The organism is Brevibacillus sp. AG162 (assembly GCF_006715575.1).
GTDB classification, from domain to species: domain Bacteria; phylum Bacillota; class Bacilli; order Brevibacillales; family Brevibacillaceae; genus Brevibacillus; species Brevibacillus brevis.
Map to the genome: position 1 here is coordinate 466,523 of NZ_VFNO01000005.1, position 22,952 is coordinate 489,474.

Annotated in this window: 24 protein-coding genes; 2 read left to right on the plus strand and 22 right to left on the minus strand. The window is 48.5% G+C overall.

Annotated features, from left to right (window positions below):
• Positions 1-13 precede the first annotated feature (13 nt).
• The 7 genes from FB479_RS18390 to FB479_RS18420 all read right to left on the minus strand — a co-directional run bounded on the left by FB479_RS18390 (position 14) and on the right by FB479_RS18420 (position 6,958).
• Complete coding sequence (locus tag FB479_RS18390) at positions 14-1,429, minus strand: YfcC family protein (RefSeq protein WP_142066258.1); 1,416 nt, start codon at positions 1,427-1,429, stop codon at positions 14-16.
• Between the two features lie 101 nt (positions 1,430-1,530).
• Positions 1,531-2,652, minus strand: coding sequence for an aminotransferase (locus FB479_RS18395; protein WP_142066259.1), 1,122 nt, complete (start codon positions 2,650-2,652; stop codon positions 1,531-1,533).
• Between the two features lie 35 nt (positions 2,653-2,687).
• A complete protein-coding gene (locus tag FB479_RS18400; protein ID WP_142066260.1) occupies positions 2,688-3,737 on the minus strand; it encodes an ornithine cyclodeaminase family protein in 1,050 nt (349 codons plus the stop codon).
• A gap of 130 nt (positions 3,738-3,867) precedes the next feature.
• On the minus strand, positions 3,868-4,599 hold the full coding sequence (locus tag FB479_RS18405; protein WP_142066261.1) for an IclR family transcriptional regulator: 732 nt from the start codon (positions 4,597-4,599) through the stop codon (positions 3,868-3,870).
• Between the two features lie 27 nt (positions 4,600-4,626).
• Positions 4,627-5,316 (minus strand): amino acid ABC transporter permease, encoded by a 690-nt coding sequence (locus FB479_RS18410; protein WP_106655527.1) that lies wholly within the window; start codon positions 5,314-5,316, stop codon positions 4,627-4,629.
• A gap of 64 nt (positions 5,317-5,380) precedes the next feature.
• Positions 5,381-6,193, minus strand: a complete 813-nt coding sequence (locus FB479_RS18415; RefSeq protein ID WP_142066262.1) for an ABC transporter substrate-binding protein — start codon at positions 6,191-6,193, stop codon at positions 5,381-5,383.
• Between the two features lie 42 nt (positions 6,194-6,235).
• Positions 6,236-6,958, minus strand: coding sequence for an amino acid ABC transporter ATP-binding protein (locus tag FB479_RS18420; protein ID WP_106655525.1), 723 nt, complete (start codon positions 6,956-6,958; stop codon positions 6,236-6,238).
• Positions 6,959-7,171: 213 nt separating this feature from the next.
• On the opposite strand from FB479_RS18420, the gene FB479_RS18425 reads away from it, so the two are divergent.
• Positions 7,172-7,492 carry a hypothetical protein gene (locus FB479_RS18425; RefSeq protein WP_255438445.1) on the plus strand — a complete coding sequence of 107 codons (321 nt, stop codon included), beginning with the start codon at positions 7,172-7,174 and terminating at the stop codon, positions 7,490-7,492.
• An 82-nt stretch (positions 7,493-7,574) separates the two neighbouring features.
• Here FB479_RS18425 and FB479_RS18430 read toward each other — a convergent pair whose 3' ends face one another.
• The 7 genes from FB479_RS18430 to FB479_RS18460 all read right to left on the minus strand — a co-directional run bounded on the left by FB479_RS18430 (position 7,575) and on the right by FB479_RS18460 (position 12,091).
• The gene (locus FB479_RS18430) at positions 7,575-8,387 is read right to left on the minus strand and encodes a metallophosphoesterase family protein (RefSeq protein WP_142066263.1); all 813 of its coding nucleotides are present in this window, start codon (positions 8,385-8,387) and stop codon (positions 7,575-7,577) included.
• A complete protein-coding gene (locus tag FB479_RS18435; protein ID WP_142066299.1) occupies positions 8,384-8,935 on the minus strand; it encodes a riboflavin biosynthesis intermediates N-glycosidase in 552 nt (183 codons plus the stop codon). The genes FB479_RS18430 and FB479_RS18435 overlap by 4 nt, the downstream gene beginning before the upstream one ends.
• A gap of 21 nt (positions 8,936-8,956) precedes the next feature.
• Positions 8,957-9,700 (minus strand): YwqG family protein, encoded by a 744-nt coding sequence (locus tag FB479_RS18440; protein WP_142066264.1) that lies wholly within the window; start codon positions 9,698-9,700, stop codon positions 8,957-8,959.
• 86 nt (positions 9,701-9,786) lie between these two features.
• Positions 9,787-10,137, minus strand: coding sequence for a DUF6463 family protein (locus FB479_RS18445; RefSeq protein ID WP_142066265.1), 351 nt, complete (start codon positions 10,135-10,137; stop codon positions 9,787-9,789).
• 25 nt (positions 10,138-10,162) lie between these two features.
• Positions 10,163-10,357: a hypothetical protein gene (locus FB479_RS18450; RefSeq protein ID WP_142066266.1), complete on the minus strand. Its 195-nt coding sequence runs from the start codon at positions 10,355-10,357 to the stop codon at positions 10,163-10,165.
• Positions 10,354-11,538, minus strand: coding sequence for an ArsA family ATPase (locus tag FB479_RS18455; protein WP_142066267.1), 1,185 nt, complete (start codon positions 11,536-11,538; stop codon positions 10,354-10,356). The genes FB479_RS18450 and FB479_RS18455 overlap by 4 nt, the downstream gene beginning before the upstream one ends.
• Positions 11,539-11,614: 76 nt before the next feature.
• Complete coding sequence (locus FB479_RS18460; RefSeq protein ID WP_106655518.1) at positions 11,615-12,091, minus strand: MarR family winged helix-turn-helix transcriptional regulator; 477 nt, start codon at positions 12,089-12,091, stop codon at positions 11,615-11,617.
• A gap of 145 nt (positions 12,092-12,236) precedes the next feature.
• Between FB479_RS18460 and FB479_RS18465 the strand changes: the two genes are divergently transcribed.
• The gene (locus FB479_RS18465) at positions 12,237-12,425 is read left to right on the plus strand and encodes a small acid-soluble spore protein H (RefSeq protein ID WP_047071337.1); all 189 of its coding nucleotides are present in this window, start codon (positions 12,237-12,239) and stop codon (positions 12,423-12,425) included.
• Positions 12,426-12,507: 82 nt separating this feature from the next.
• On the opposite strand, the gene FB479_RS18470 is transcribed toward FB479_RS18465, so the two are convergent.
• The 8 genes from FB479_RS18470 to FB479_RS18505 form a co-directional block, all read right to left on the minus strand.
• Positions 12,508-14,691: a glycosyltransferase gene (locus tag FB479_RS18470; protein ID WP_142066268.1), complete on the minus strand. Its 2,184-nt coding sequence runs from the start codon at positions 14,689-14,691 to the stop codon at positions 12,508-12,510.
• Between the two features lie 4 nt (positions 14,692-14,695).
• Positions 14,696-15,403, minus strand: coding sequence for a glycosyltransferase family 2 protein (locus tag FB479_RS18475; RefSeq protein WP_142066269.1), 708 nt, complete (start codon positions 15,401-15,403; stop codon positions 14,696-14,698).
• Between the two features lie 46 nt (positions 15,404-15,449).
• Positions 15,450-16,928 (minus strand): glycosyltransferase, encoded by a 1,479-nt coding sequence (locus FB479_RS18480; RefSeq protein WP_255438447.1) that lies wholly within the window; start codon positions 16,926-16,928, stop codon positions 15,450-15,452.
• A 29-nt stretch (positions 16,929-16,957) separates the two neighbouring features.
• The gene (locus FB479_RS18485; RefSeq protein WP_106655514.1) at positions 16,958-17,155 is read right to left on the minus strand and encodes a hypothetical protein; all 198 of its coding nucleotides are present in this window, start codon (positions 17,153-17,155) and stop codon (positions 16,958-16,960) included.
• A 14-nt stretch (positions 17,156-17,169) separates the two neighbouring features.
• On the minus strand, positions 17,170-17,544 hold the full coding sequence (locus FB479_RS18490; RefSeq protein ID WP_142066270.1) for a DUF2642 domain-containing protein: 375 nt from the start codon (positions 17,542-17,544) through the stop codon (positions 17,170-17,172).
• Between the two features lie 221 nt (positions 17,545-17,765).
• Positions 17,766-18,755 (minus strand): aromatic acid exporter family protein, encoded by a 990-nt coding sequence (locus FB479_RS18495; protein WP_106655512.1) that lies wholly within the window; start codon positions 18,753-18,755, stop codon positions 17,766-17,768.
• Between the two features lie 95 nt (positions 18,756-18,850).
• The gene (locus tag FB479_RS18500) at positions 18,851-20,614 is read right to left on the minus strand and encodes a YcdB/YcdC domain-containing protein (protein ID WP_255438448.1); all 1,764 of its coding nucleotides are present in this window, start codon (positions 20,612-20,614) and stop codon (positions 18,851-18,853) included.
• 21 nt (positions 20,615-20,635) lie between these two features.
• Positions 20,636-22,870 (minus strand): YcdB/YcdC domain-containing protein, encoded by a 2,235-nt coding sequence (locus FB479_RS18505; protein ID WP_142066271.1) that lies wholly within the window; start codon positions 22,868-22,870, stop codon positions 20,636-20,638.
• Between the last annotated feature and the right edge of the window lie 82 nt (positions 22,871-22,952).

Consider the following 22,952-nt stretch of genomic DNA (forward strand, 5'->3'; position numbering starts at 1 on the left):
TAATCTCCTCCCGTCAATATGGTCCATAACCAATCAGATGCGCGACGACGACTGCGACTGTCGCAATCCCGTACTGCATCAGAATCAGCGGCATAATCCATTTCATCCAGCGCAACCACGGGATGCCAGCCAAAGCCAAACCAGCCATGAAATAGCCGGAGGTCGGAATGAAGATATTGGATATGCCATCCCCGAACTGATAGGCAAGAACCGCGGTTTGACGCGTGACGCCAACTAATTCTGCCAAAGGCGCCATGATTGGCATGGTCAATGCAGCCATTCCACTTCCGGACGGAACAATAAAGCTGATCACGGTTTGGAGGACGAGCATGCCAAACGCTGTAAGAGCACCAGGCAATTGATTCAAGAGGTCAGCCGAATAGTAAAGAATCGTATCGAGAATATGGCCGTCATTAAGCACTACAACAACCGCCCGTGCAACTCCAATGACCAAGGCCCCGGCTATCAGGCCAGCAGCACCTTTCATGAAGTTGTCTACCATTTCGTTGATGCCGAGTCTTCCCACGATTGCGATGATGATTCCCAGCAGCAGAAAGATTCCGGATAGCTCGGTTAGATACCAGCCATATTGAATGACACCAAAGACCAACACGACAAAGTTGAGAACAAAGCAAGCCAAAATTCCTTTATGTCTGGCCGTCAACTTCATGTCTTCACGCAAAAGCTCAGCCGTGTTTTTCCCTTCGAACAATCCGAAGAAGCCCTGCGAACGGTCTTTTTTGACTTTCGACGCATACCGCAGGACGAATGCAGTCGATACGAAGTACATCACGACAAAAACAGCAATTCGATAACCCATTCCCGAAAAAGTGGGAAGCTCGGCGATGCCTTGGGCAACCCCTACTGTAAACGGATTCATTAGTGCAGATGTAAATCCGACCGACGCTCCTACCAGCACAATGGCAGCGCCAGTCATTGCATCAAAACCAAGAGCAATCGCCAGCGGAATCATGATTGCGATGTAGGGCAATGTTTCTTCGGCCATACCCATGAGCGAGCCACCTGCCGCAAAAAACAGCATCATGATGGGAATCAGCCACTTCTCTTGATTCCTGAGTAGACGCGATAGTGTGACTATGAGCGCTTCAATCGCGCCAGTTGCCGTTAAAATACCGAATGTTCCGCCAATTATCAATACAAAAAAGATAATGCCTGAGGCTTCCACCAAACCGGTATGCACGCTGTTGACCAGCCCGAGCGGCTTGACTGGAGAGGATTCGATCCACTGAAACGACCCCGGATCAATGACGCTTCTACCGTTTACCTCGACCCGTCCGTATTCTCCGGCAGGCAAGATATACGTCAGGATGACTGCGATCGCAATCACGGCAAAAAGTAACGCAAACACATTGACTTCCCACAGCTTCTTCTGTTTTTTCGGCTGCCAATCTACATTAGGCTGACTCATGATATCCCCCCAGTTCGGTATCGTGATCAGAAATGCCAAAAGCCTAGGGGGAGTCTCCCTCCGCTCTCATTGAAGAGAGTCTCCCTCCCCTGCTTCATTCGTTATTTGCGTGACTCCAAAAACTCCGATACTTTTGCCAGACCAGCTTGAAGCACGTCTGTCGCGCAGGCGTACCCGATTCGTACCCACCCTTCCATGTCAAAGCAGCTGCCAGGTGTCAAAAACGCCCCCGTTGTTTTAAACAAGTCGATACAAAACGCTTCCGACGGGATATCCAGCTCGTACTTAAGCATCGCGGTTGTTCCTGCCTGCGGCTTGACGTAAGAGACCAACGGCTCCTTCGCCACCCACTCATCGAGAATCTCCAGATTGTCCCGCACGATCTTCAGGTTGCGCTCCATAATCTTGTCGCGGTTTTTCAGTGCATGGACAGCCAGCATGTCATCCAGCATTCCGCAGCTGATAGTGGTGTAATCGCGGTGCTGGAAGCAGCTTTTGATCACATCCTGAGGCGCTGCAATCCATCCCAGACGCAAGCCCGCCAATGAAAACACTTTGGACATGCTGCTTGTCGCAATCCCTTTTTCGTACAAGTCGACGATAGATGGTACCACCACCTCCGGTTCTTGGTGCAAATTTCGATACACCTCGTCACACAGCAGGTAGGCATCAACAGAGCGGGCAATCTCTACGATTTCTCGCAGCATTCCTTCACCCATCAAAGCTCCAGATGGATTGTTCGGATTGTTGATACAGATCAGCTTAGTCTTGTCTGTAACGAGCGAGCGCAGCTCATCCAGATCAGGCAGAAAATCATTTTCCGGCAAAAGTCTGAGCAGCTTGACCTGCGCTCCGAACGACTCCGGTACCGAATAAATTTGCTGATACGTCGGATGAACGGCAATCACTTCGTCTCCAGGCGCGACGAGCGAGAACAAGGTGAGAAAATTTGCTCCGATCGCCCCGTTCATCGCCAAAATGTTTTCCGGCTTCATCGTTTGATACATACTCGCGACAAGGCTGCGGAATTCCGGCGAACCCTCGATATGACCGTACGTCAGCTTCTTTTGGGCCATCTCGCGGAAAAAGTCTTCCGGCTCATCGGAAAGGCGAATCAACTCTTCTACCGTCAGCGAATCGACGCATGTTTCGGCAATATTGTAAACAGCCTCCATCTCGTAGGCATTCATCCATTCTTCTACTTTAAAAGGTGCAATTCTCATGGGTCGTTCCTCTCCTTTGTTCTAGTTTTTCTTTCCTACAGATCGACAATCGTACCTACGCCGCGCTTATCGGCTTCTTTCAAAATGTGGTTAGCCGTCAGCAAATCCTGGATCGCGATACCCGTACTATCAAAAATCGTAATCTCTTCTGTGCTCTGTCTTCCACCTGCAAGTCCGAGGATCACATTGCCGATCTCCGCTTCAATATCGCTCTCTGCTATCAGCCCTTTTTTTACAGCGACCTTCGTCTCTCCCACGCGTACTGCCTGCCCGATATCATCCACAAAGACGCGCGCTTTTGCAAAAAGCCGTTCATCGATTTCCTGTTTTCCTTCCATATCTGCCCCGATGCAGGTGATATGCGTCCCCGGCTTCACCCACTCCTCTTGGATCATCGGTTCGCGTGAAGGGGTTGCCGTGATGATGATGTCTGCTTGCCTTGTTGCTACTTCGAGATTGTCCACCGCGATAAACTCCACGTCACAACGGCTGGCATACCGCTCGTACTCTTCTCCCGCATACTTGGAGACGAATTTGGTTATCAACTTAACCTTGATTTGGGCGGCAAAGCTTTGCGCCTTTTCTGCGGACCGCGGATTGCAAATGTACACCCGCTTGATCTGCTTCATCGTCATCAAGGTCGCCATGATTTGAAAAGGAGCCTGATGCCCCGTCCCTACAATCAGCAGGTTCTCTGATTCAGGGCGAGCCAAATATTTAGCGCCGATTCCGCCTGCGGCTCCCGTACGCATGCAAGTAATGTGCTCTCCACTCAAAATTCCCTGTGGTACGCCGGTTTGGCTGTCCAAGACCATCACAGTTCCGACTAACTGTGGCAGACCTTTCTTCTCATTGTCACCGAACCACGAGACGAGCTTGAGTCCAAATATATCGGCTTGCGGCAAATGCCCAGATTTGATATCCATGTCGGCTCTACCCTCTACGAACTCATGAAAAATGAGCGGAAACAACGTCGCCTGCTGACTCGATTTCATTTGATAGGCTTGCTCAACCACTTCAATCACGCTGGCCATATCCAGCACATCTTCCGTGGTTTCCTGATTAATGACGCGAAATGGAAACATGTCTATCTTCCCTCCCCACTGTTTCTTTCACACTAACACAGTTTTTCAGGGCGAAAAAATTGAAAGATCCAATGGTTAATATTAAAAAAAGCAAACCCTCCACCAACAGATGCTGGAATGGAGAGTTTGCTTATGCTCCGCCGATTCTTGCCGAAATCGTCGCGGCTTGGCGCTTTACTTTTTCGATGAGTAGGGGCAATCGATTCTCTGTCACCCGAAAGCACGGGGCATTGATCGAGAGCGCTCCGACAAGTTGATTTCCGTAGCCGATGATCGGAGCGGCGACTGCCATGGTGCCTTCCGTCTTCTCCTCGTAGCTGATCGCATAGCCACTTTTCTTGGCTTCACTCAGCTGCTCCAAAAATGACGGCTGCTTGTCTCGCGCAAGCTGGGCGGAAACGACTTTCGTAATCGCATCCTGCTTCAAATACGCGAGAATGATTTTGCTAGGGGCGCCGATTGTGAGAGGAATCCGCTCCCCCAGGTTCTCGTCTATGCGTATTTTCAGTGGACTTTCTACTTTTTCGATCGGCATCGAATCCGCACCAGCCAAGACGTTAAGGAAAATGCTCTCCTCGACTTCGTTCGCCAGCTCCTCCATGAAAGGTCGCGCCACAGCTCGCAGGTTTAGCTTTTCATGCAGGATAAAACCGATTTCCATCCATGTATATCCCGGCTTGTAATGCTTGGTGACTGGGTCTTGCTCAACCAATCCGAACTGGATCATGGATTCGAGAAAACGGTGGAGCGTACTGATTGGTAGACCCGTTGCGCTCGCCAGCTCCGAAATCGGCCAAGCATGTTTTTCGTCTGAAATCAGTACCCGAATAATTTTCATCGCCCGTTCGACTGATTGAACCATCCTTCTTTCGTCCTCCATGACAAAAAGTTACGCTGCAACACTCGTGTTATCTTTCGTTTGTTTATTGGGGGCTTTTCCTCTGGCTAGCCTTGCTTCCAGCTTGTTCACGAAATACGAGAAGATCATGATCAGCACGAGATAGTACAAACCTACGACCATGTACGTCTCCAGCTGCTTGTAATTGGAAGCTGCTTCACCGAGACCCGTTCCCCATAAATCCTGCATCCCTACGTAGGCGACCAGCGACGAATCCTTCAACCCGATAATAAACTGATTGCCAAGCGATGGGATTGCCCGGCGGAACGCCTGCGGCAAAATAATTCTGCGCATCGCCAACGGATACGACATACCGAGTGATCGGGAAGCCTCCATCTGCCCGCGATCGATTGACTGGATGGCGCCTCGGAAGATTTCTGCAATATACGCGCCGTTATGAACGGCCAGCGCGATGGCCCCTGCCCAAAACTGTGACAGCGTGACCATATTCGCCAAGCCGAAGTACAGAATACAAATTTGTACGATCAATGGCGTTCCGCGAATGACGGTAATGTACACGTGTGCGATGTAGTTCAATACTTTGGAATCGGATATCCGGAAAAAGGCAATGACAAGACCTACCACACAACCGAGCATCAGAGCAACTGCGGTCAATTGAACCGTGAGCCATGTCGCTTTTAGAAAAAGGGGATAACTGGATAGAAAAATATCAACAATCACGTTCAATCCTCCTCACATGAAGCGTTAAAAGTGGGGCGTCCATCACGGACACCCCGTTGCCCACTCACTGTTTTTGCAGGATATTGCGACCAAACCATTTTTGGCTGATCTTCTCATACGTGCCGTCCTTGACAATCTCGTCCAGCGCCTTGTTGATCCGATCAACAGCCTCCTGGTCACCCAAGCGCACAGCGATTGCTTGCTCGTCAAAGCTGAGCGGTTCGCCTACATCAATCACTTTTCCGCCGCCTTCTTTAATGAACCGCAAGCCTACTACCTGATCCGTAATCACTGCATCGAGTCGTCCTGTCGGCAGGTCGAGCAAAGCGGTGATATCGCTATCATACTGCGTGATTTTGTCTTCATCGGTCAGCTTTTTCGCCCAATCCAAGTAGTTGGATGCTTTCACGACGCCGATCTTTTTGCCCTTCAAATCCTCTTTGCTCTTGATCGTTGTATTGCCCTCTTGCACGAAAATTTGCGAACCGGATCGGTAATAGGGATTGGTGAACAAAACCGCTTTTTGACGTTCAGGTGTGACAGTCAAGCTCCCGATGACAGCGTCGTATTTTTTCGCGTCCAGACCGGGGATGATTGTTTCGAATGGGTTGGTGATCGGTACTGCGTTCATGCCCATTTTTTCTGCCAGCGCTTGTCCGATCTCTACATCAAAGCCAGTCAGTTGTCCGTTTTCCTTGAAGCTAAACGGCTTGTACACGCCACTCATCGCGTACGTAAAATCTTTCTTTCCACCATCCCCAGAAGCTTGTCCACCTGCTGCCGGTGCACTTTCCTGTGATCCACAAGCAGAGAGCAACAACGAGCCTACTAGAACAGTGGACAACAAAATTCCGGACCATTTTGCACGTTTTTTCATTGGTGATTCCCCCTGTTTTATTCTCTTTATATAGTGAATGGTTTAGCGGATGCTGCCTAAAAACTGCTTGGTGCGCTCATGCTGCGGGTTTTCAAAGAATTCACTCGGTGGTCCTTGCTCCAGGATTTGCCCATCGTGCATGAACACCGCCCGATCTGCTACTTCACGAGCGAACCCCATTTCATGTGTCACGACAATCATCGTCATTCCTTCTTTGGCGAGCTGCTTCATGACCTGTAGCACTTCACCGACGAGCTCGGGATCGAGTGCAGAGGTAGGCTCATCAAATAGCATGATTTTCGGTTTCATTGCAAGCGCCCGGGCGATGGCAACCCGCTGCTTTTGTCCACCGGAGAGCATGTCCGGGTAGACATCGGCCTTATCCTGCATATTCACTTTTTTCAGGAGCTCGTACGCCAATTGTTTGGCTTCTGCTGCATTCATCCCTTTGACGTGAACAGGGGCCTCGATCAAGTTTTCCAAAACGGTCTTGTGCGGAAATAGATTGAAGTGCTGAAAAACCATGCCGACTTCGGCGCGGAACTGATTCAGATTCGTCTTGTGTGGATCAATCTGCTGACCGCCGATTCGAATCTCTCCGCTGTCATAAAATTCCAGAAAATTCAAACATCGAAGCAAAGTACTTTTGCCTGAACCACTGGCTCCAAGCAAGACGACAACTTCCTTTTCTTCCACCGTGAGCGTAACGCCCTTCAACACGGTTAACGGGCCAAAAGATTTGACAAGCTGCTTAACCTCAATCATCCTGCTATCCCCCATTTATCTCCCGGATGAATTGCGTATTAGTTTTTCCGAATACCGGAAATGTTTTCTGATTTAAATTATAATTATATATTTTCTGATATTCAAGAAAAATATGTTTTATTGAATAAATATTCACGATAGGACTATGGAATAGTTTTCCTCCTTGCGTGGAATGAATATACGGGAGTGTTTTATACATCAAGGAGGACCGTGATGAAAGTAGCAACGTACTTCTATGTAGGACTCATCATCATTTTTCTGCTCTCCGCCTGTTCGCTCCCAGGTCCACAAGCGGCACCACCGCGACAGCAAACAACTCCATCTGACCCTGATCCGGAAGTCAAAAGACCGACAACCGATGAGATCAAAGGTCGAACCATAAACAATCAGTTCACGGTGCCGATCCCGATCATCGAGACATTTACCTTTACCATTCCTCCCTCTTGGACAGGAAATTACATCGTAGAGGAGTTCTCATCGACGACGAAGCGTCCCCCTCGCCAACAGCCGCTGGAGGGCAAGCTGTATGAGTAAATGGTCATGTCGCTTGATCAGGTGAAACGTGCGTTTTCCGTTCAGTAGATAGAAAAAAAGTGGTTAGCAGCGCAACGTCTGCTCAACCACTTTTTCGTGTAAAAACAAATAGCTTCCCATCCGCGTTCAACACTTGTGTCCCTTGGGCAAGCTCGATCCAAGACCGCTCCCAGTGTACATGCCCACAGCAGACGAGTACGGGAGGATGCTGCTGCAAGCATTCACGAATTTCAGACAAGCCTTGCAGGTCCAATGAAGGCTCATCCGGTCCTTGATGGAGCAACAAAATGTCAGGCTGCTTCTGAAGCAGCTCCCGCAATCCTTTCAGGAACTCCTTCCTTTCCCTGCGATTCGGTTTATCCGCACGTCCGACGATTCCGCCCAAGCCCGCAATACGGAGCTGACAGACTTGCACCATTTCAGGATCATTGATGATGGTGATACCTGTCATTCCTTGAAGCTGTACGATTGAACCCGAGTCAAACAAATCGTGATTGCCAACAACCCCGACCACAGTTCCAAACTCGCGTCGAAAAGCCTGCCATACGGGTGAGGGATCACCGCTGCTTCCTCGTTTCCATGGGTCGGCATACAAGTCTCCGCATAGCAAGACCAGAACGCGTTCCCGTCGAATAGATGGCTTTTCGATTTGGAGTAACAGTGAAACCATCTCTGGCAACGCTTCGCCAAGCAGTACCTGCTGCCCGTGCACAGACTCTATCACCCCTTGCAGATCGGAAGTAATGATCATCGCATCATAAGCATCAGGAATATTCTCCATTTCCCCAAAAAAGATGGGCAGCCTGTTCGGAACAACACCTTTGCCATTCGTGCCCGCTGCTAGATAGGGAACCTGCTCGACGGGTTCTTCTCCGATTTTGGCAATCCGGATCACGAACGCAGCTGCTCCCTGACTGCCATCAATGCAAAACCGAACAAATTTTCTCCCCGCCACTTTTCGGGCTGTTCCGCATGTGGATGATCTTGGGCCATTCCGATTCCCCAAATCCGATCATACGGACTCGCTTCGACAATAATGCGGTCACCTGTGTCCAAGAGGTATGCTTTCAAATCGGCATGCTGGCTGAATTTTAATAGGTTTGCCTGGCGAACGATCGCCGTCTTGTTCGCATTCCACACCGCCTCGTCAAAATCATGAACCTTTCGTCCCAAATCCTTCGCTTGTTTTGGATGGCTTTTCCTGAGTATTTCATCACGGATGGCAAGATCGTCGAACAGTTCTGCCTTTTTCGCCATCATGTAATGCTCTGCGGTCAGGTACGTGATGCCATCCTCTACAAAAGCGGCCGGATACCATTGGCTGAAGCAGGATTTATCGATAGTGCCTGGCTCCTTCTGTGTATGTCCCCAAAAGAACAAGTATTTCACTCTGCTCTTTTGCGATTCTTTAATTAAGGTTTGGACGTCATGTATACGCTCCATCATGTTATCCCCGTCTTTCTTTTATAAACAATCCCAAGTATAAAAAACCTTTGAAAAATCCAGACGAAGCAGATCCTCCCTGCGAATGAAGAAGTTGCCCACTCCGCTATCTCCCCACGACACATAGTAATCGTAGTTGTCGCCCTCCATATCCAGCTGAAGGAGCAGCTCCCACCCATCCTGATTTACATACGCTTGGGTAAAGTAAGGATATCCACCGATCCGTGATCCGCTTGCATCGGCGAGGTCCCAATATTTCGAATAGGCCACTTGATCCTCATCAGTAGGAAGTTGAAAATTCACCGCCTGTGGATCTCGATGAGGGACGTACTGTGACTCTCGTTTTCCTGTCAGCTTGTATGGTCCGCCCAAAACCGGACTGTACACGTCGGGGTCCTCTGGTTGAAAGGGGTCGATTTCCTGTGTGTCCATGACCTCTTCAAAATGAAGCACTCGAAAGGATTGGTCCATCAATCCGAATGTATCATCCTCCTTGACAAAAAAACTGGTCAATCCACTAGCGGGGTAGCCATCGAGCTGCGGCATTTGCGCCCAGTTGATTTGTGCGAGAAACAAGCAGTCGTTCCCTTCTTCATCCTGTGGGTGTGGAATTTCTGGCGGCAGCCAAGGCTTTCCGCCCACCTTGCTATCCGTTAAGGTAGCCGCTTCTTTCGTCAGCGTGAGCTTGATGGATGACTTTGCGGATTTTTGGATGTGTTCCAAAAATTCTGGGGTCCATTGGTTATTTGCATCTAAGAAGTTCATGGAAGATCACCTCGGATATTGAACCATATGGAAAATGGTTACATTCATTTTATCTGAACCATCTACCTATCCGCAAATTTCTTACATCACTTGCGAAGCAGGATGCCAGCCTGTGGTATGCCGAGCCAGAAGCCCGATGCAGGCATGGCAATCGCCCCGACCACGCATATCCCGAGTATCGTCCACCCAAAGGCAGCTGGCGTCTCCATTCCCTTCTTTTTCATTAGCCAATCCGCCATATATCCGAGCAACATCAACAAAAAGCCAAACATCATAAACCAGAAAGCAGCAACTTCCTCTCGCCCTACCGCATTCCAAAAACCGTTTGCGACGATCTGCTGAAGAGGCTCCGCATATAAAAACAGACCGACAACCGTATGCAGCAGTCCTGTAATGATGAGAGTGAAACCCATTTGGCGCTTGATCCCACTTATCATGTCAATTCTCTCCTCTCAAGTTGGCCTATTCCTTGGAAATGTTGATCTTATGAGCTCTCGGGCGGTCTTGTTCATCCTGTAACGCATCAATCATGCTGTCGATCACTGACCGCGATGCGAGCAGCCATTCTTTGCAGGCATTTTTCATATGGCGCTCGGTTCCGTGCTGTTCCATGTTCCCGAGAATCGTCAGCACCCGATTCAATCCAATATCTCTCAATGCTGAGCAGCCCCTTCCCTTGCGCTAAAACGAATGATCAGCCGATCCTCCGCATATTTCGCTCCCGTTACCTGTCGTCCCATTAAAACTCGTGGCAAGATGACTTTTCGCTTGTAGTCACCTGCATTTACGGTCAATTCATCTCCTGTTTGCGTTAAATCCAGCGTTGCTTTATCCACAAAAGGAATCATCAGCTCCAAATGCAGCTCGCCGTCCACTTCTCGAATCAGTTCCGTTCTGCCCTGATAAAGCTTGGCGGATGGGTCTTCTGTTCCAAAAACGATATCAGCCAATTCTTCTAGAACGGGAAGCCCAATCACTTCTTTTGGCATCATCGGTGCTTTCAAAATCGGGAGCGGCTGAAAGTTTTCCACGATTTCGTTCTCATACTTCCGTTGCAGCTCTCGCCAGTGGGCAAAAAATCCCTCTCCCGCTTCATCCGGAAGCACCCGATTCACGACGATGGCGTCCGTATTGAACCCGAACAGATTCAGGTACGTGAACGAGCGCTTTGCTTCCGCAAGCACCATTTTTTCCGGGTTTACTACGATCCTCACTGATGTGATCTCCGGGTCCAGAACAATTCGTTGCATTTCCTCCAGCCCTCGAGCGAGGTGCTCTACGCTGTCTAGCACATCATCGGATGGAAGCTCCACTTTGTTGACGATCTTGGCTACTGGGCGAACGAGTTTGATCAGCTTGCGCTCGGTCGGAAAAATTTTCTCCAGCCACCAATTCAATACGTTTGGATAACTGAGCAGCCGCAATGTTTCTCCGGTTGGGGCACAATCGACTACCAGGACGTCGAATTGCCCGCTTACGGCGTGTTCCTTGATCTGCAGCAAACTGAATAATTCCTCCATGCCAGGAAAAACGAGCATTTCCTCTGTTGTAATATCAATCAGCTGTGCTTTGTCGAGCAATGTGGTCAGCCATCCCTGAACTGCCCCCCAGTTGCGCTCGGTTTCCCGCAAGCTGTTTACTTCCTGGCCCCATAAATTTTCGCTGATTGGTACGGGGTCTGGTCCGATCATGGTCCCTAATGAATCTGCCAAACTGTGTGCGGCATCTGTGCTGAGTACGAGCGTCCTTTTTCCCTGCTTTGCCAGCTTAACAGCCGTTGCCGCTGCAACACTCGTCTTCCCAACTCCACCTTTGCCGGTGTAAATGATGATTCTCATCTCGACTCTCTCCTTCATGATCCATTTAATACGATTTCGTAGTAATTAGACAAAAAAAGAAGCAGGCTCGAACGGACTATTCCTCAATGTTGATCTTGATGGAACGAACCTTTGATTCACGAGGCTTGACAGGTCCTCCTTCCTGAAATACCTTGGCAGCTTTGAGTAAAAGGGTGGTGAATTGCTCCATTTCTTCCGGAGTAAACGCCTCCTGAAGCCTGCCCAGCATCGTTAGCATCATTTGCTCGGATTCTTTTGCGAGCTGTTTGCCTGGTTGTGTCAGAGTGACGAGCTTCACCCGTTGATCCTCTACAGAGGTCGCCCTCGCGATGTATCCTTTGCGTTCAAGCCGTTTTGCGATGCTGGTCATTGAACTAAGCGGCGCCCCCATCTCTTGCGCCAGCTCTGACATGGTTAAATCTCCACGGAACAGCAATATGAGGAGTGTCGACAAATCAGAGCGAGTCAGTTTTTCTTCAAGCTGCATCGTATCGGACATAAAGGCGAACGGACGCAAACCGGTTTTCAGAAAGAGGTCATATAGTTGCTGCATACCGCTGACTCCTTTTAGTACGATTTCGTAGTAATTTCCTCTTCAATTTATTACATATTTTAGGGAATGTCAACAGGCGTTAAAAGTATACCATGCTGGACTGACGTACATATTATAGCTGTTACGAATGACAGGAGGAGTCAACGTGAATAAACAGCGCGCGAAAGAAATCGCAGCTTCGCCCGTGATGGCGAACGTCACCTGCGACGGAATACCCGTATACATCCAGCACATCGATGATGACAACGACATGGCGAGGATTTACCCGCTCGACCAGCCTGATCAGGAGATGAGCGTTCCCGTAGCCAGCCTGCGGGAGCACGGTGAGTACTGATTTTCGCCACAACACGAATGAGGGGACCTGTAGCGAATCCGCAGGTCCCCTCGTTTTCTTCTTTTTCATTGTACAAATGGCCTTACAGCAAGTCTTGGATGAATGGCAGCTCCAAATTCTCGATCATTTTTTTCTGACTCGCCGCTAATTTTGCTGCGATCTGCTCCCTGCGCGCGATTGCCTCCCACGTGCAAGAAACAATTCGTTCGCCTAATTGTGGCTCATCTGTTGGGACGAGGAGCTCCGGCAAATCCAGTGAATAAGCAAAGTCGATGCCCTTGATGCGATACGCCAAACAAACGAAGGGAACACCGGCAGCAGCACTCAGCACATTGGCATGCAGCTTAAAATTGATCGTCGCCTGAAAGCCTTTCATCAGCTGCAGCATTCGCGTATGATCGTGCAGCTCCAGATCCAGGATCGTATGCGCTGGATCGTCGATTTTTTTGTACAGTCTTTTAATGGCTTCCCGATCCGGTCCCCACATGGTAAGCAAGTGGATATCGTAGCCTGCCTCGATCAGCCTCTTGGCTGCATGCGCCAGCGCATCCTCTACTGCGAGCTCGTTTTTCCCATAAATCCGGTTATAGGACGTACCCCAGTTGATGCCAATCGTGAATCGCTTGCTTTTGTCTACCACTGTTGGCAATGATGCTGGGAGAAGCAGCATCCCCGGGTCTCCGCTAATCGCTGCCCTTTCTCCCACTCCCGCTTGCTGAAGGTATTGAAGTGTAATTGGTCCGCGTACACCAAAAAACGTGGCGTGCTCGGCGATTTTTTGCAGCATGTGGCTCATTTTATCTTGGCCAGTTATCAGCTTGTTCGTCAACCTGCCGGAAGAATCCAGATTGACTTGATCTTGCGAGTCAAATCCGCTTCCCCAGACCCATAGATTTTTTTTCTGTTCAACAGCACGATAAGCTACATCCACATACCCCGGAATGAGAAGCGATCCTCCCCCCAAAACGACGGTATCGTACGCACTTAAATCCTTCAGATCAACCCCGGGCAGAGAAGGTATTACCTTGTATTGTGTAGGGTCGAGGTATTTGCATGACAAATTGTAAAAGGCATGCCACATCAGCTCGTCACCCAAATTGTTGAAGCCTAGCCAGCCAACGTACAATATTTTTTTCATACTTGTCGTCCCCCCTCCACTCTTTATTTGTGCATAAATAGTGAGCAAGGAGGCACATTTTTGCGTGATATGAAAATGGTTTTGGACCCACGTTCTTCCTTGACCTCCTATTTCCTTCAATTGACTCCGGTCGCGGCATGCTTGACGCAAAGCACTGTCGATCAACGGAGGAGACGGCTTCTGCACAGAGGAGTGGTCACCGAAGTAACAGTCCCAAGCCAAATCGTAAGAGGAAGGTTCGACCAAACCGACGTAGCCATGATTCCCGATTGCAAGCACAGGCTTTCCGCACGCCATCGCTTCGAGTGCGACCCTGCCTGTTCCGATCACCAAATCACTGATTTCGTAATACGGCCGGACATCGGTTTGCTCCCCCACAATGTGAATATAGGGCTTCCCTGCGGCTTTATTCAGCGCTTTTGCCAGCTCATGAACATGAATGGCCTGGGCACCCGACCCCACCACCACGATATGCAGGTTGGGGATGTCACTCCGCAGCGTTTTGGTTGCTCGCAATACCATGTTGCACACCGATGCTTTTTGCCAAGCCAGCCGGCTCACGTACGTAACCACCATAGCGTCAGGCGGCAATGACGGTACATCAGCCCTACTTGCAAAGCCAGACTGGAACTCTTCCACATCAACCCCATTGGAAATGAGTGTGCTTTTTACCCCTCGTTTTTGCCAGAATAGTTGGACAGGTTTGCTCACACTGATCACTGCGGAGCAGAGCTGGGCTACTTTTATCGCCTCATCCTTTGGGTAGTACGTTCCATGCAAGGTGAACACGACAGGAATGCCGAGCTCATTGGCTGCCGTAGCGGCAAGAAAGCCTGAAGGAGTCTGATGCACATGGACGATGGTAATACGATGCTTCTTCATACATGCACGGTAACACTCGATCAGATGCTGTCTGCGTGCCGAGAGCGGTTCACGTGCGGATTCTATCGGTTCAACCAAAAAGCCTGCATCAACAAATTCTTGATAGAGGGGGCCATTCCCACCTGCATAAAACAGTTGGACGCCTTTTTTCCTCAATGCTTTACCCATGCTAAGAACATGCGTCTCCGTTCCGCCTGTCCTCAAACTGTCCAGCACCATCAATATCCGATCATTACTGCTAGTCAACTTTTTACCCTCCCTTCTTCCGATAATAGTGGGCCGAACGCTGCTCAGCGTGGGTACGGTAATAATACAATGCTTCTGCTATATTGTTCACGCCTGCTCTCGCATTCAAAGCTTTGGCGATAAATTCGTAGTCTTCCGCACCCTCAATCCGGCGTGTCGGGCCACCAATCTGGTCAAACAATCGTCCTCGAAACATGCAGGTTCCATGACAGACGCAGTGTCCCCCGTTTCCGTATACTTTGCGAATGTCATCGTCGTACTTGATCCATCCAGCGAGCTGCTTTTTTTCCGGATTATCGGATGAAAACGCATAGTAATTCGTACCGACCAAATCGATCTGGGGATGATTTTTCAAGTATTCAACCTGCCGCGAAAGACGCAGGATATGGGAGAAATCATCCGAGTCCTGAATCGCGATGAACTCGCCTCTGCTCAGGTAATGCCCGACGTTGATGGCACCCGCAAAGCCAATATTGCGAGGGAGCTCATGAATCAGCACCTGATTCTCCCCTGGAAAAAACCTTTTACTCTCTTCAAGCCACTCTCTGGCCACTTCTACGGAATGATCTGTCGATGCATCATCGATCAGGATAATCTCCCAATTTTCATAGGTTTGCTGGAGGATGCTGTCCAAGCATTCACGTATATAAGCAGCCCTGTTGAAATTGGTAATGACGACACTTACCAGACCTTCTATTCGCTCTCTTGCCAATTTCAATTCCTCCTTCCAGCCTTTTTGTTTTCATATGGCATCCCCGCTACCTTCCTTTCGCCAGAAACTGCAAGGCTTCCACATGGTCACCCGCAATCTGCTCGACGGCAGGGGGCATTCCGGAGCTGGCGAAGTGTTTTTCAGGTCGGAATCGGTTGGAGGTGAAGCTGTTCACTTGATGAACCAATTCCATCCTTACACCTGCCTGTGCGTATGCTGCTTGCGCTTTTGGCGGGCAGAGCAATATGGGCCACCCGAGCGGAGCAACCGCTTCCCTGCGTAAGGCAAAGGGGACGGTCACCATAGACCCGATCCCCAAATCCTTACGATTCAACGACAAGTTGAGAGCTTGGCGACAAGCCACAAAAACGTTGTCTGCGAAAGGCTGATTCAAAAATACAGCAACATCATTCAGGGCAACATCCACGCCGCACTCGCACGCGAGAACAAATGGGTACAGATCATGCGCGGTCATGACAACATCTGCATCGACAAACAGCAGGATGTCGCCTTTCGACAGGCTTGCCCCAATTGCCCGTCCTGTGTCTACGCCTAATGCATATGGGAACTCTACGGTCGTCGCGCCGCATTCACGGGCAAGCTGCGCTGTTTGATCACTCGAGCCATTGACGACCACGATAATTTCAACTGGCTCCAGCCGAAGAACTTCACGGATCACTTGCTGGATCGTCGCTGCCTCGTTGAGGGCTGGAATGATCACGGATACCGTTTTGCCGCTGTAAAGAGTTGTTTGTCGCAAAGGCCATTTCCCTACCTGCGTAACAGGCATACCACTGTTTTTACCGCTCACATTCTCTGCTATATCTCTTCGCCTGCCTCCATCGGACAGCCCGCCGCGAAAAGGAAGACGCGAGACGAGATCAAGCTGTTCGGCAATCACCAGCTTTTCATACAAAGAGAGCTCTTTGAGCAACGAACCATGAAGCTGTGGCAAAAACATCCGTTCTTCCGTTCCCGTTCCAATAGCTTGCGTGGTAATGGACAGACCGCTCTCGACCGCCCGCTTGTGCGCTTGAGCAGGCTGTGCCAACTGTTCCACTCCGATTTTGGAAAGTGCCTCTCTGGTCATCGCGTGAGGTGTGTTCAGCAAGGAAGCTTCACGCAGGTCAGAGCGACCGAAGAGGTTATTTACCAGCAGGGAAAAACTGTGGATAGGACTTGGTTTTGTCATCCTCCTGTGTCGCATATCCTGCTGGGGCAAAACGACCTGTGCATTTCCATATAAAATCGGAAACAAGAAGCGCTGCAATCCAGACAACGATTCGATTTGCTCTTCGCCGAGAAAAAGCAGGACATTCCCTCTTGCATGCTTGGCAGCCTCTGTCCGCCATGAGAACAGATTCTCAACACCCTCTGCAAGAACGACGCGAATACCGGAGCCAAGTTCCAAGGCCCCTTTCGAAATCACAATGATCTCCAGAGGTGCAAGCTGTTTGCATACGGCAATCAGCTTTGGCAGATGAGCTGTCCCATGCATGGCAGGAATTAGAATGGATAGGGGCACTAGGCCCCTTCTCCCTTGCCGCCCTATCATTAGAGAACGCGCACATACGTGATGCGGTCGAGTTGAAATACCACTGTTTCGCCACCGCCATAGCCTGGCTCACTTGCTGCAAGCAAGGTTAATGTCGAATTGGTCACGCCGAGCAACTCACCGGTAATCACATTCAACCCGGTTACGACTTGTACACTATCACCTATAAACGTTCTCAATTTCTGTACATAGTTCATTTGTCTTCTCCTCCTTACACCTCATGAACATAATTAATTTGCGCAAAACGAATCAGCACACGTGTACCGCTTGGCTCTATGATTTCAGCATAGTCCCAGCCAACCTCATTCAGGACCCCTGTGACACTCCCTGCATCTGTTCCCAGCTCAACGGTTTCATGCAAATAGCGCAGCAGTACTTTGCGAAAAGAATCACTATGCAAATCACTGTGGTTTTCTTGCAGAAATGCGGCGAATTCTTCTGCGTACAGTTCTTTGCGTAGCGAACTACGAATGGCTTCTTCCTTGTCATTTCCGAGTCCTTCGTCTGTTTGCTCCTTACCCCAGACGAGACTCCGCAGCCCTCGAAAATACTCTTTCAACTCTTGTTCATTCACAATTAATTTCATTTGGTCACTCTCATCTCCTTAATCCTATTCTTTTGATTTTTTTTCGCCGCTTGTACACGGTATACAAGTAAGCTGAAAAACGTACTAGGACAACGGTGTATTTTTTTGATTTTAATGAAAAGTTCACGGGATTTTTACCGAAAAACAAAAAAAGACTGCGAAAAGTATTCGCAGCCTTCCTTCGTATTCTACAACTCTTTCATTGTTACGTACTGTTTTGTCTAACTCTTTGCCACCTGTGCCTTTTCGTCCCTGTTCTTGCCTAGCTCATGCTTGATGAACAAATAACTCTCAATTTCTCGAAGGAGATAAAACAGCGAGGCACGCGTCTCAAATTCCTCTCGCGTTCGCGGCAACTCTGCTGCCTTGATCTCCTCTTGCATCACACGCAGTTGGTCGATAAAGCGGTAGGCAGTATTGCCCGGATGTACCGAGTCGCTGATTCGCGCAAGAAAATCTGCGATCCGATGGCTCTCTGTCACCTGATGATCCAAGGAAGAGACAATCGGCATCATGCGTTCCAATAGCTCGAACTGCTTTTGCCGCATGACAAAATACTCATAGTACGAATCGTTTCGGCGGCCCAATCGATTGTCAACATCTCGCGAAGCTAAACGAATCGCCGTTTCCAAGACACCTGTTGTTTCAATTAATTCTTTCCCGTCCCAATCACTTTCTCCGTGACGCAAGTAATAGCAGAACTCCCGCAAGATTTTGCTGAACAGCTTCTCCACCTTTACTTGCATCCCTTTTAGCTCTTTATCGAGACTCGGCATGTACAGATTGACCAGTAGGGCTACGCCCACACCGATAACGAGCAAAGCGACCTCATTCAGCAATAGCATTCCGTCGATTCTCTTTGAAGAATACAGGTGCATGAGCACAACCATGCTGTTGACGAAGCCTTCCTGAATGCCAAAACGCACCGCCAGCGGCAAGAAAAGCAAAATGAAAAGGAGAATGGCAATCGGCGTATAGCCCATGAGGGAAAACAGGCAGACACCGATTCCCAGCCCCAACAAGCTGGCCAGAATCCGATTCCACGCTGTTCGAAACGATTGCTTGACCGTCACCTGAATACACAAGATCGTAATGATCCCAGCCGAAGAAGCATACATCAAGCCCAGTTGCTGGGCGATCAGAATCGAGATAGCCGTTCCGATGGCTGTTTTTAATGTGCGATAACCAATTTTAAACTTGAGAAAGCCCAGTCTTGTTCCCCTCCGCTGTCAAAAATGCTTTCCTGTTTACTTTAACAAAAAGTATCGGGGAACCAAAGGAAAGAGTTCGTAAATTTTCAAAGCATCTATTCCTGTTTGTGCTTCTCTGCATAACTGTGCCACTTGCCATCTGCTTTGACGAGCCCTTTTTCTCCCACATAACGATAGACGAGGAGTGGTTGTTCAAGCATTTTCTTTCTTCCATAAATTCCATCAACTTTTGGCTGAAAGTAGGTGAGCATGAGCTTCTTGTTCTCTTTCATGACTTTTTTCGCCGTATTCAGATCGATACCAATATTTTTTTGAGAGGGACGTGGTAGTAAATATTCCTGAAGTCCGTTGTTATACATTTGCCATACTTCCCCGGTCGCAGGGTTGATATCGACGTGAAAGATGGTATCCTCTTCTGGTATGCCTTTGATCATATAGCCAAATTGGATATGATACGGTTCACCATTTTCCAAGATTTCTTTGATCCTTTTCTCATTCGGAACGTAATCGACCGCATAAATTATTCCTAACTGATCAGGGTAGAATGTTTGTAAGAACTTTTCTGCACTTTCTTGTGCTTGTGCCCAAGTAATACTCTTTTCTATTTTCTTTTTCTCTTCTAAGAACCTGCTTTTTTCATTCATACTGAATTCGACGAAATAACCACGGTTGTTAATCCCTATTTTTACAGTATCTGACTCACTTCCATCCCTTGGTTGCGAAACAAACTCAAAATTCCAGTTCTTTCTATCAAGTACTGAGCGTGACTCATAGCTTCTACCATTCCATCGGTAAGTACTAGGTAGCTTTTTAATCTGTTGCTCTGCTATTTTTAACGCTTCGTCTTGTGTAATGATCTTTTGTTCAGTGGTAGAAGGAGGAACGGTTTTCCCTAACAGCCTTATCTTCTTTTCATTGACAGTCTGTCCGTACGAATCAAGCATTTCCCCTGTAATGGCATTGACAATTTGCGGGTCTTCACTCTTGAAATCATAAACAGGCTGGTCTATTTCAGCAGTATCCTTGTACATGGATGACAGAATCGCCTCTTTATCCCATTTCTTTTCAGCTTTCTTTATATCTATAACTTTCGAAGTATCTGGAAGTTCCTCCTCTGTCCAATGTCGCTCAAACCTGATCACTTCCCCATTGCTGCCCACTCTGAATCGAAACCCATTTTCCAGAAAAGGAATCTCGTTTTCGATACGGGTAAAGTTTATAATGGTTCCTTTGCTAGTAGAGTTATAGTTAACATATGGATCAGGATATTCATTCGGCTTGGATAAACGGCTCCGTTCTTCTTCCGTCGTTACTTGCTTAAGAAATTCGGTTGCCACTTGGATCGCCTGATCTTCCGGAAGCTTTTTTTGAATTGCGTCCAAGTCCCGCTCTTCCCCACGACGTTCATATTTCAAAATTCCCCCTGATAATGCATCTATTCGCAATTCAATACTCCCACTATTTTCTTTATTCCAACTGCTAGACCATATGGGTTTTCCCCATAGCATTTCAATACCGTCGACAAATTCGACTCTTGCCAGCTTGTACTCACCCAGAATCGTCAATTGCTTCTTGGCAAGCGCAATTGCCTCTTCCTCCGAAAGTGCCTTCTCGTCTGCATGTATGACTGGTGCCAAACTTCCGGCCCCTGCTGTAGCGAACACAGTTGTCATCAAAATGGAAAATGTCACACCGAGTGAAAGTCCCCTCGATATAGTACGTCTCAACACGAATAACCTCTCCTCTCCATCTACAAACAACCTCATTTTACCATTTATGAGAGAAAATAGACCAAAAAAAAAAGATCCGCCGATGCGAAATCTCACAACAGATCTTTTGGGATGTTGATTAAACGTCAAGCTTTTTCACGATCTTGCAAATCAATTCCGCTCTTGCTGCTGGTCGTAAATCAATTTCAGCAGTTCAGCGGCTTGTGCACGCGTAACTGTTGCATCCGGATCAAAATTCGTTGCTGATTTTCCCTTGAGCAAGCCATTTGCTGAGATGAGGGTAACAGCAGGAACATGCTTGCTTTGCACGTCCTGATATGGCGACTTGAATAGTTCGGGCTTTTCCAGGAGGTCACCATAACCGAGCAGTCTTGCCACCATATCCGCTACTTCGGCGCGTGTAATCAACCGATCTGGCTCAAAGTTATTTCCTGTTTTTGGAATCAATTTGTATTCTACGTTTCTTTGAATGGCAGCGTAGTTTGGATGGGAAGAAGGTACGTCAGCAAAGTTATGAATAAGCCGTTCTTCATCGCTGTCGAAGTAAGGACGCAGATATCGGAATTCGCCCTCATCTGCCATCTGCGCCATCATCATGGCCATTTCCCCACGAGTAACCTCTTTTTCGGGTCCTAACTGGCCGTCTGCGACCGTCATCCATCCCTTACGGACCGCAAAATCAAGCACTGCCTGTTGCGGATGCTCATCGATATCAGTCGGGGATTGCTTTTTTTGTGCCTCAACAAAGCTGTACCATTCTCCGGTATCTGCTTTCACAACCCCATTATCTCCAACATAACGATAGACGAGAATCGGTTCAGACGGCTTTATCGGTATCCACTCTGGCACAGGCTGGAGGTAGGCAAGCTGAAGCTTCTGCTGCTTCTTGATTACTTCTTTCGCACTTTGCCGTTCGATTTGCTTGTTAGTTGGCTTGGAAAGCAGCTTCACTTCCGAGCGTGACCTTTGGCTCAATGACTCAGCCATCCCCGTCTCCGGATTGACCTCGACTCGAAATGTTTCATCCTCGACCGGAATACCATTGATCAGCATGCCAAATTGAATTTCATATGGTTCGCCATTATCCGCATAACTTTGGAGAGTTTCCTTCGAAGGCTCCTGTTCTATCTGATAAATTTCTCCCAGCTGGTCGGACAAGAGAGTGTTTACAAGTTTCGTAGCACTTTCTTCGGCCTGTTCCCAAGTGATGACCATCTTTTTGGGAGTTTCTTCAAATCGACCGTTTGGATTCACTTGATAACCGACCAATTCTCCCCGATCGTTAATATCCACTTCTACTTGCTCTGACTTTTTGCCTCCTCCATTTTGAGGGGAGAAATCAAAACTCCAATGGCGTTCAGAGATTCCACCTGGTCCTGAGCTCGAACCCCCTCCGCTGCTGCCGTCAAAACGATAGTTGCCAGGCAGTCTTTTCACATATTGTTCCGCAATTTTTTGTGCCTCTTCTTTTGTAATCAACCGCTTTTCTGACGTTTCTGAGGATATCATATTCCCCAACGGCTTGATTTTTTTCTCACTTGCTACTTTTCCAAATAAATTAATGACTTCTCCAGTCGTAGCATCGACCAGTTGCGGGTCCTCATCCTGGAACTCGTAGACCAGCTCGTAGGAGCCAGGTGCCTGCTGATATCTATTCGTCATCCCTGCCATATCCTTGTACATAAGGGACGGGCTTGCTTTCTCCTCCCATTTTTTCTCTGCTTCGGCTGTCTCAATCACTTTCGTAGCTTCCGGGAGCTTGCCGTCATACCACTCCCGGTTAAAGTTGACGACGTCCCCATTCCTGTCCACGATTATTTGAATACCATTTCCCAAAAACGGGATTTCGCCCACCATGCGAGTAAAATTTACAAATTCTCCCTGATTTCTGAAATAGTAACCGTTCTGGTCCGCATATTCATTGGGCTTGGATAAACGCCCCCGCTCCTCTTCGGTTGTCACTTTTTCCAGAAACTTCGTCGCTACTTCTATTGCCTGCTCTTCCGTAAGCTTGTTTTTAGTGCTTCCTGGTTGATCGTCCTCCAAACGGTTAGAATATCGGGATAATGCACCAGAAACAGCGTCAATCGTCACATTAATGCGTCCAGCCTTGCCTTTTTCCCAAGAGATATTCCAATATGTTCGACCTGTAACATTGTATTCCTCGTCCGGCTCTGTGATTCTGGCACCTCTCAGCTTGTAGTCTTCCGGAATTGTCACCCACTTCTGGGCTTGTTTAATTGCCTCTTCCTGCGACAGCGTTTTCTCGGCTGCATGTACGACTGGGACAAGACCCTCGACACTTGCTGTAGCGAATACAGTCGTCACCAGAATAGTGGATGACACGCCGAGTGAGAGCCCCCACGACGTTGTACGTCTCAACACGGATCAACCTCTCCTCTCTATTATCAAAATATCACCTTATTTTACCATTAAAGAGAGGATATGTAGTCCAAAAAAAGATCTG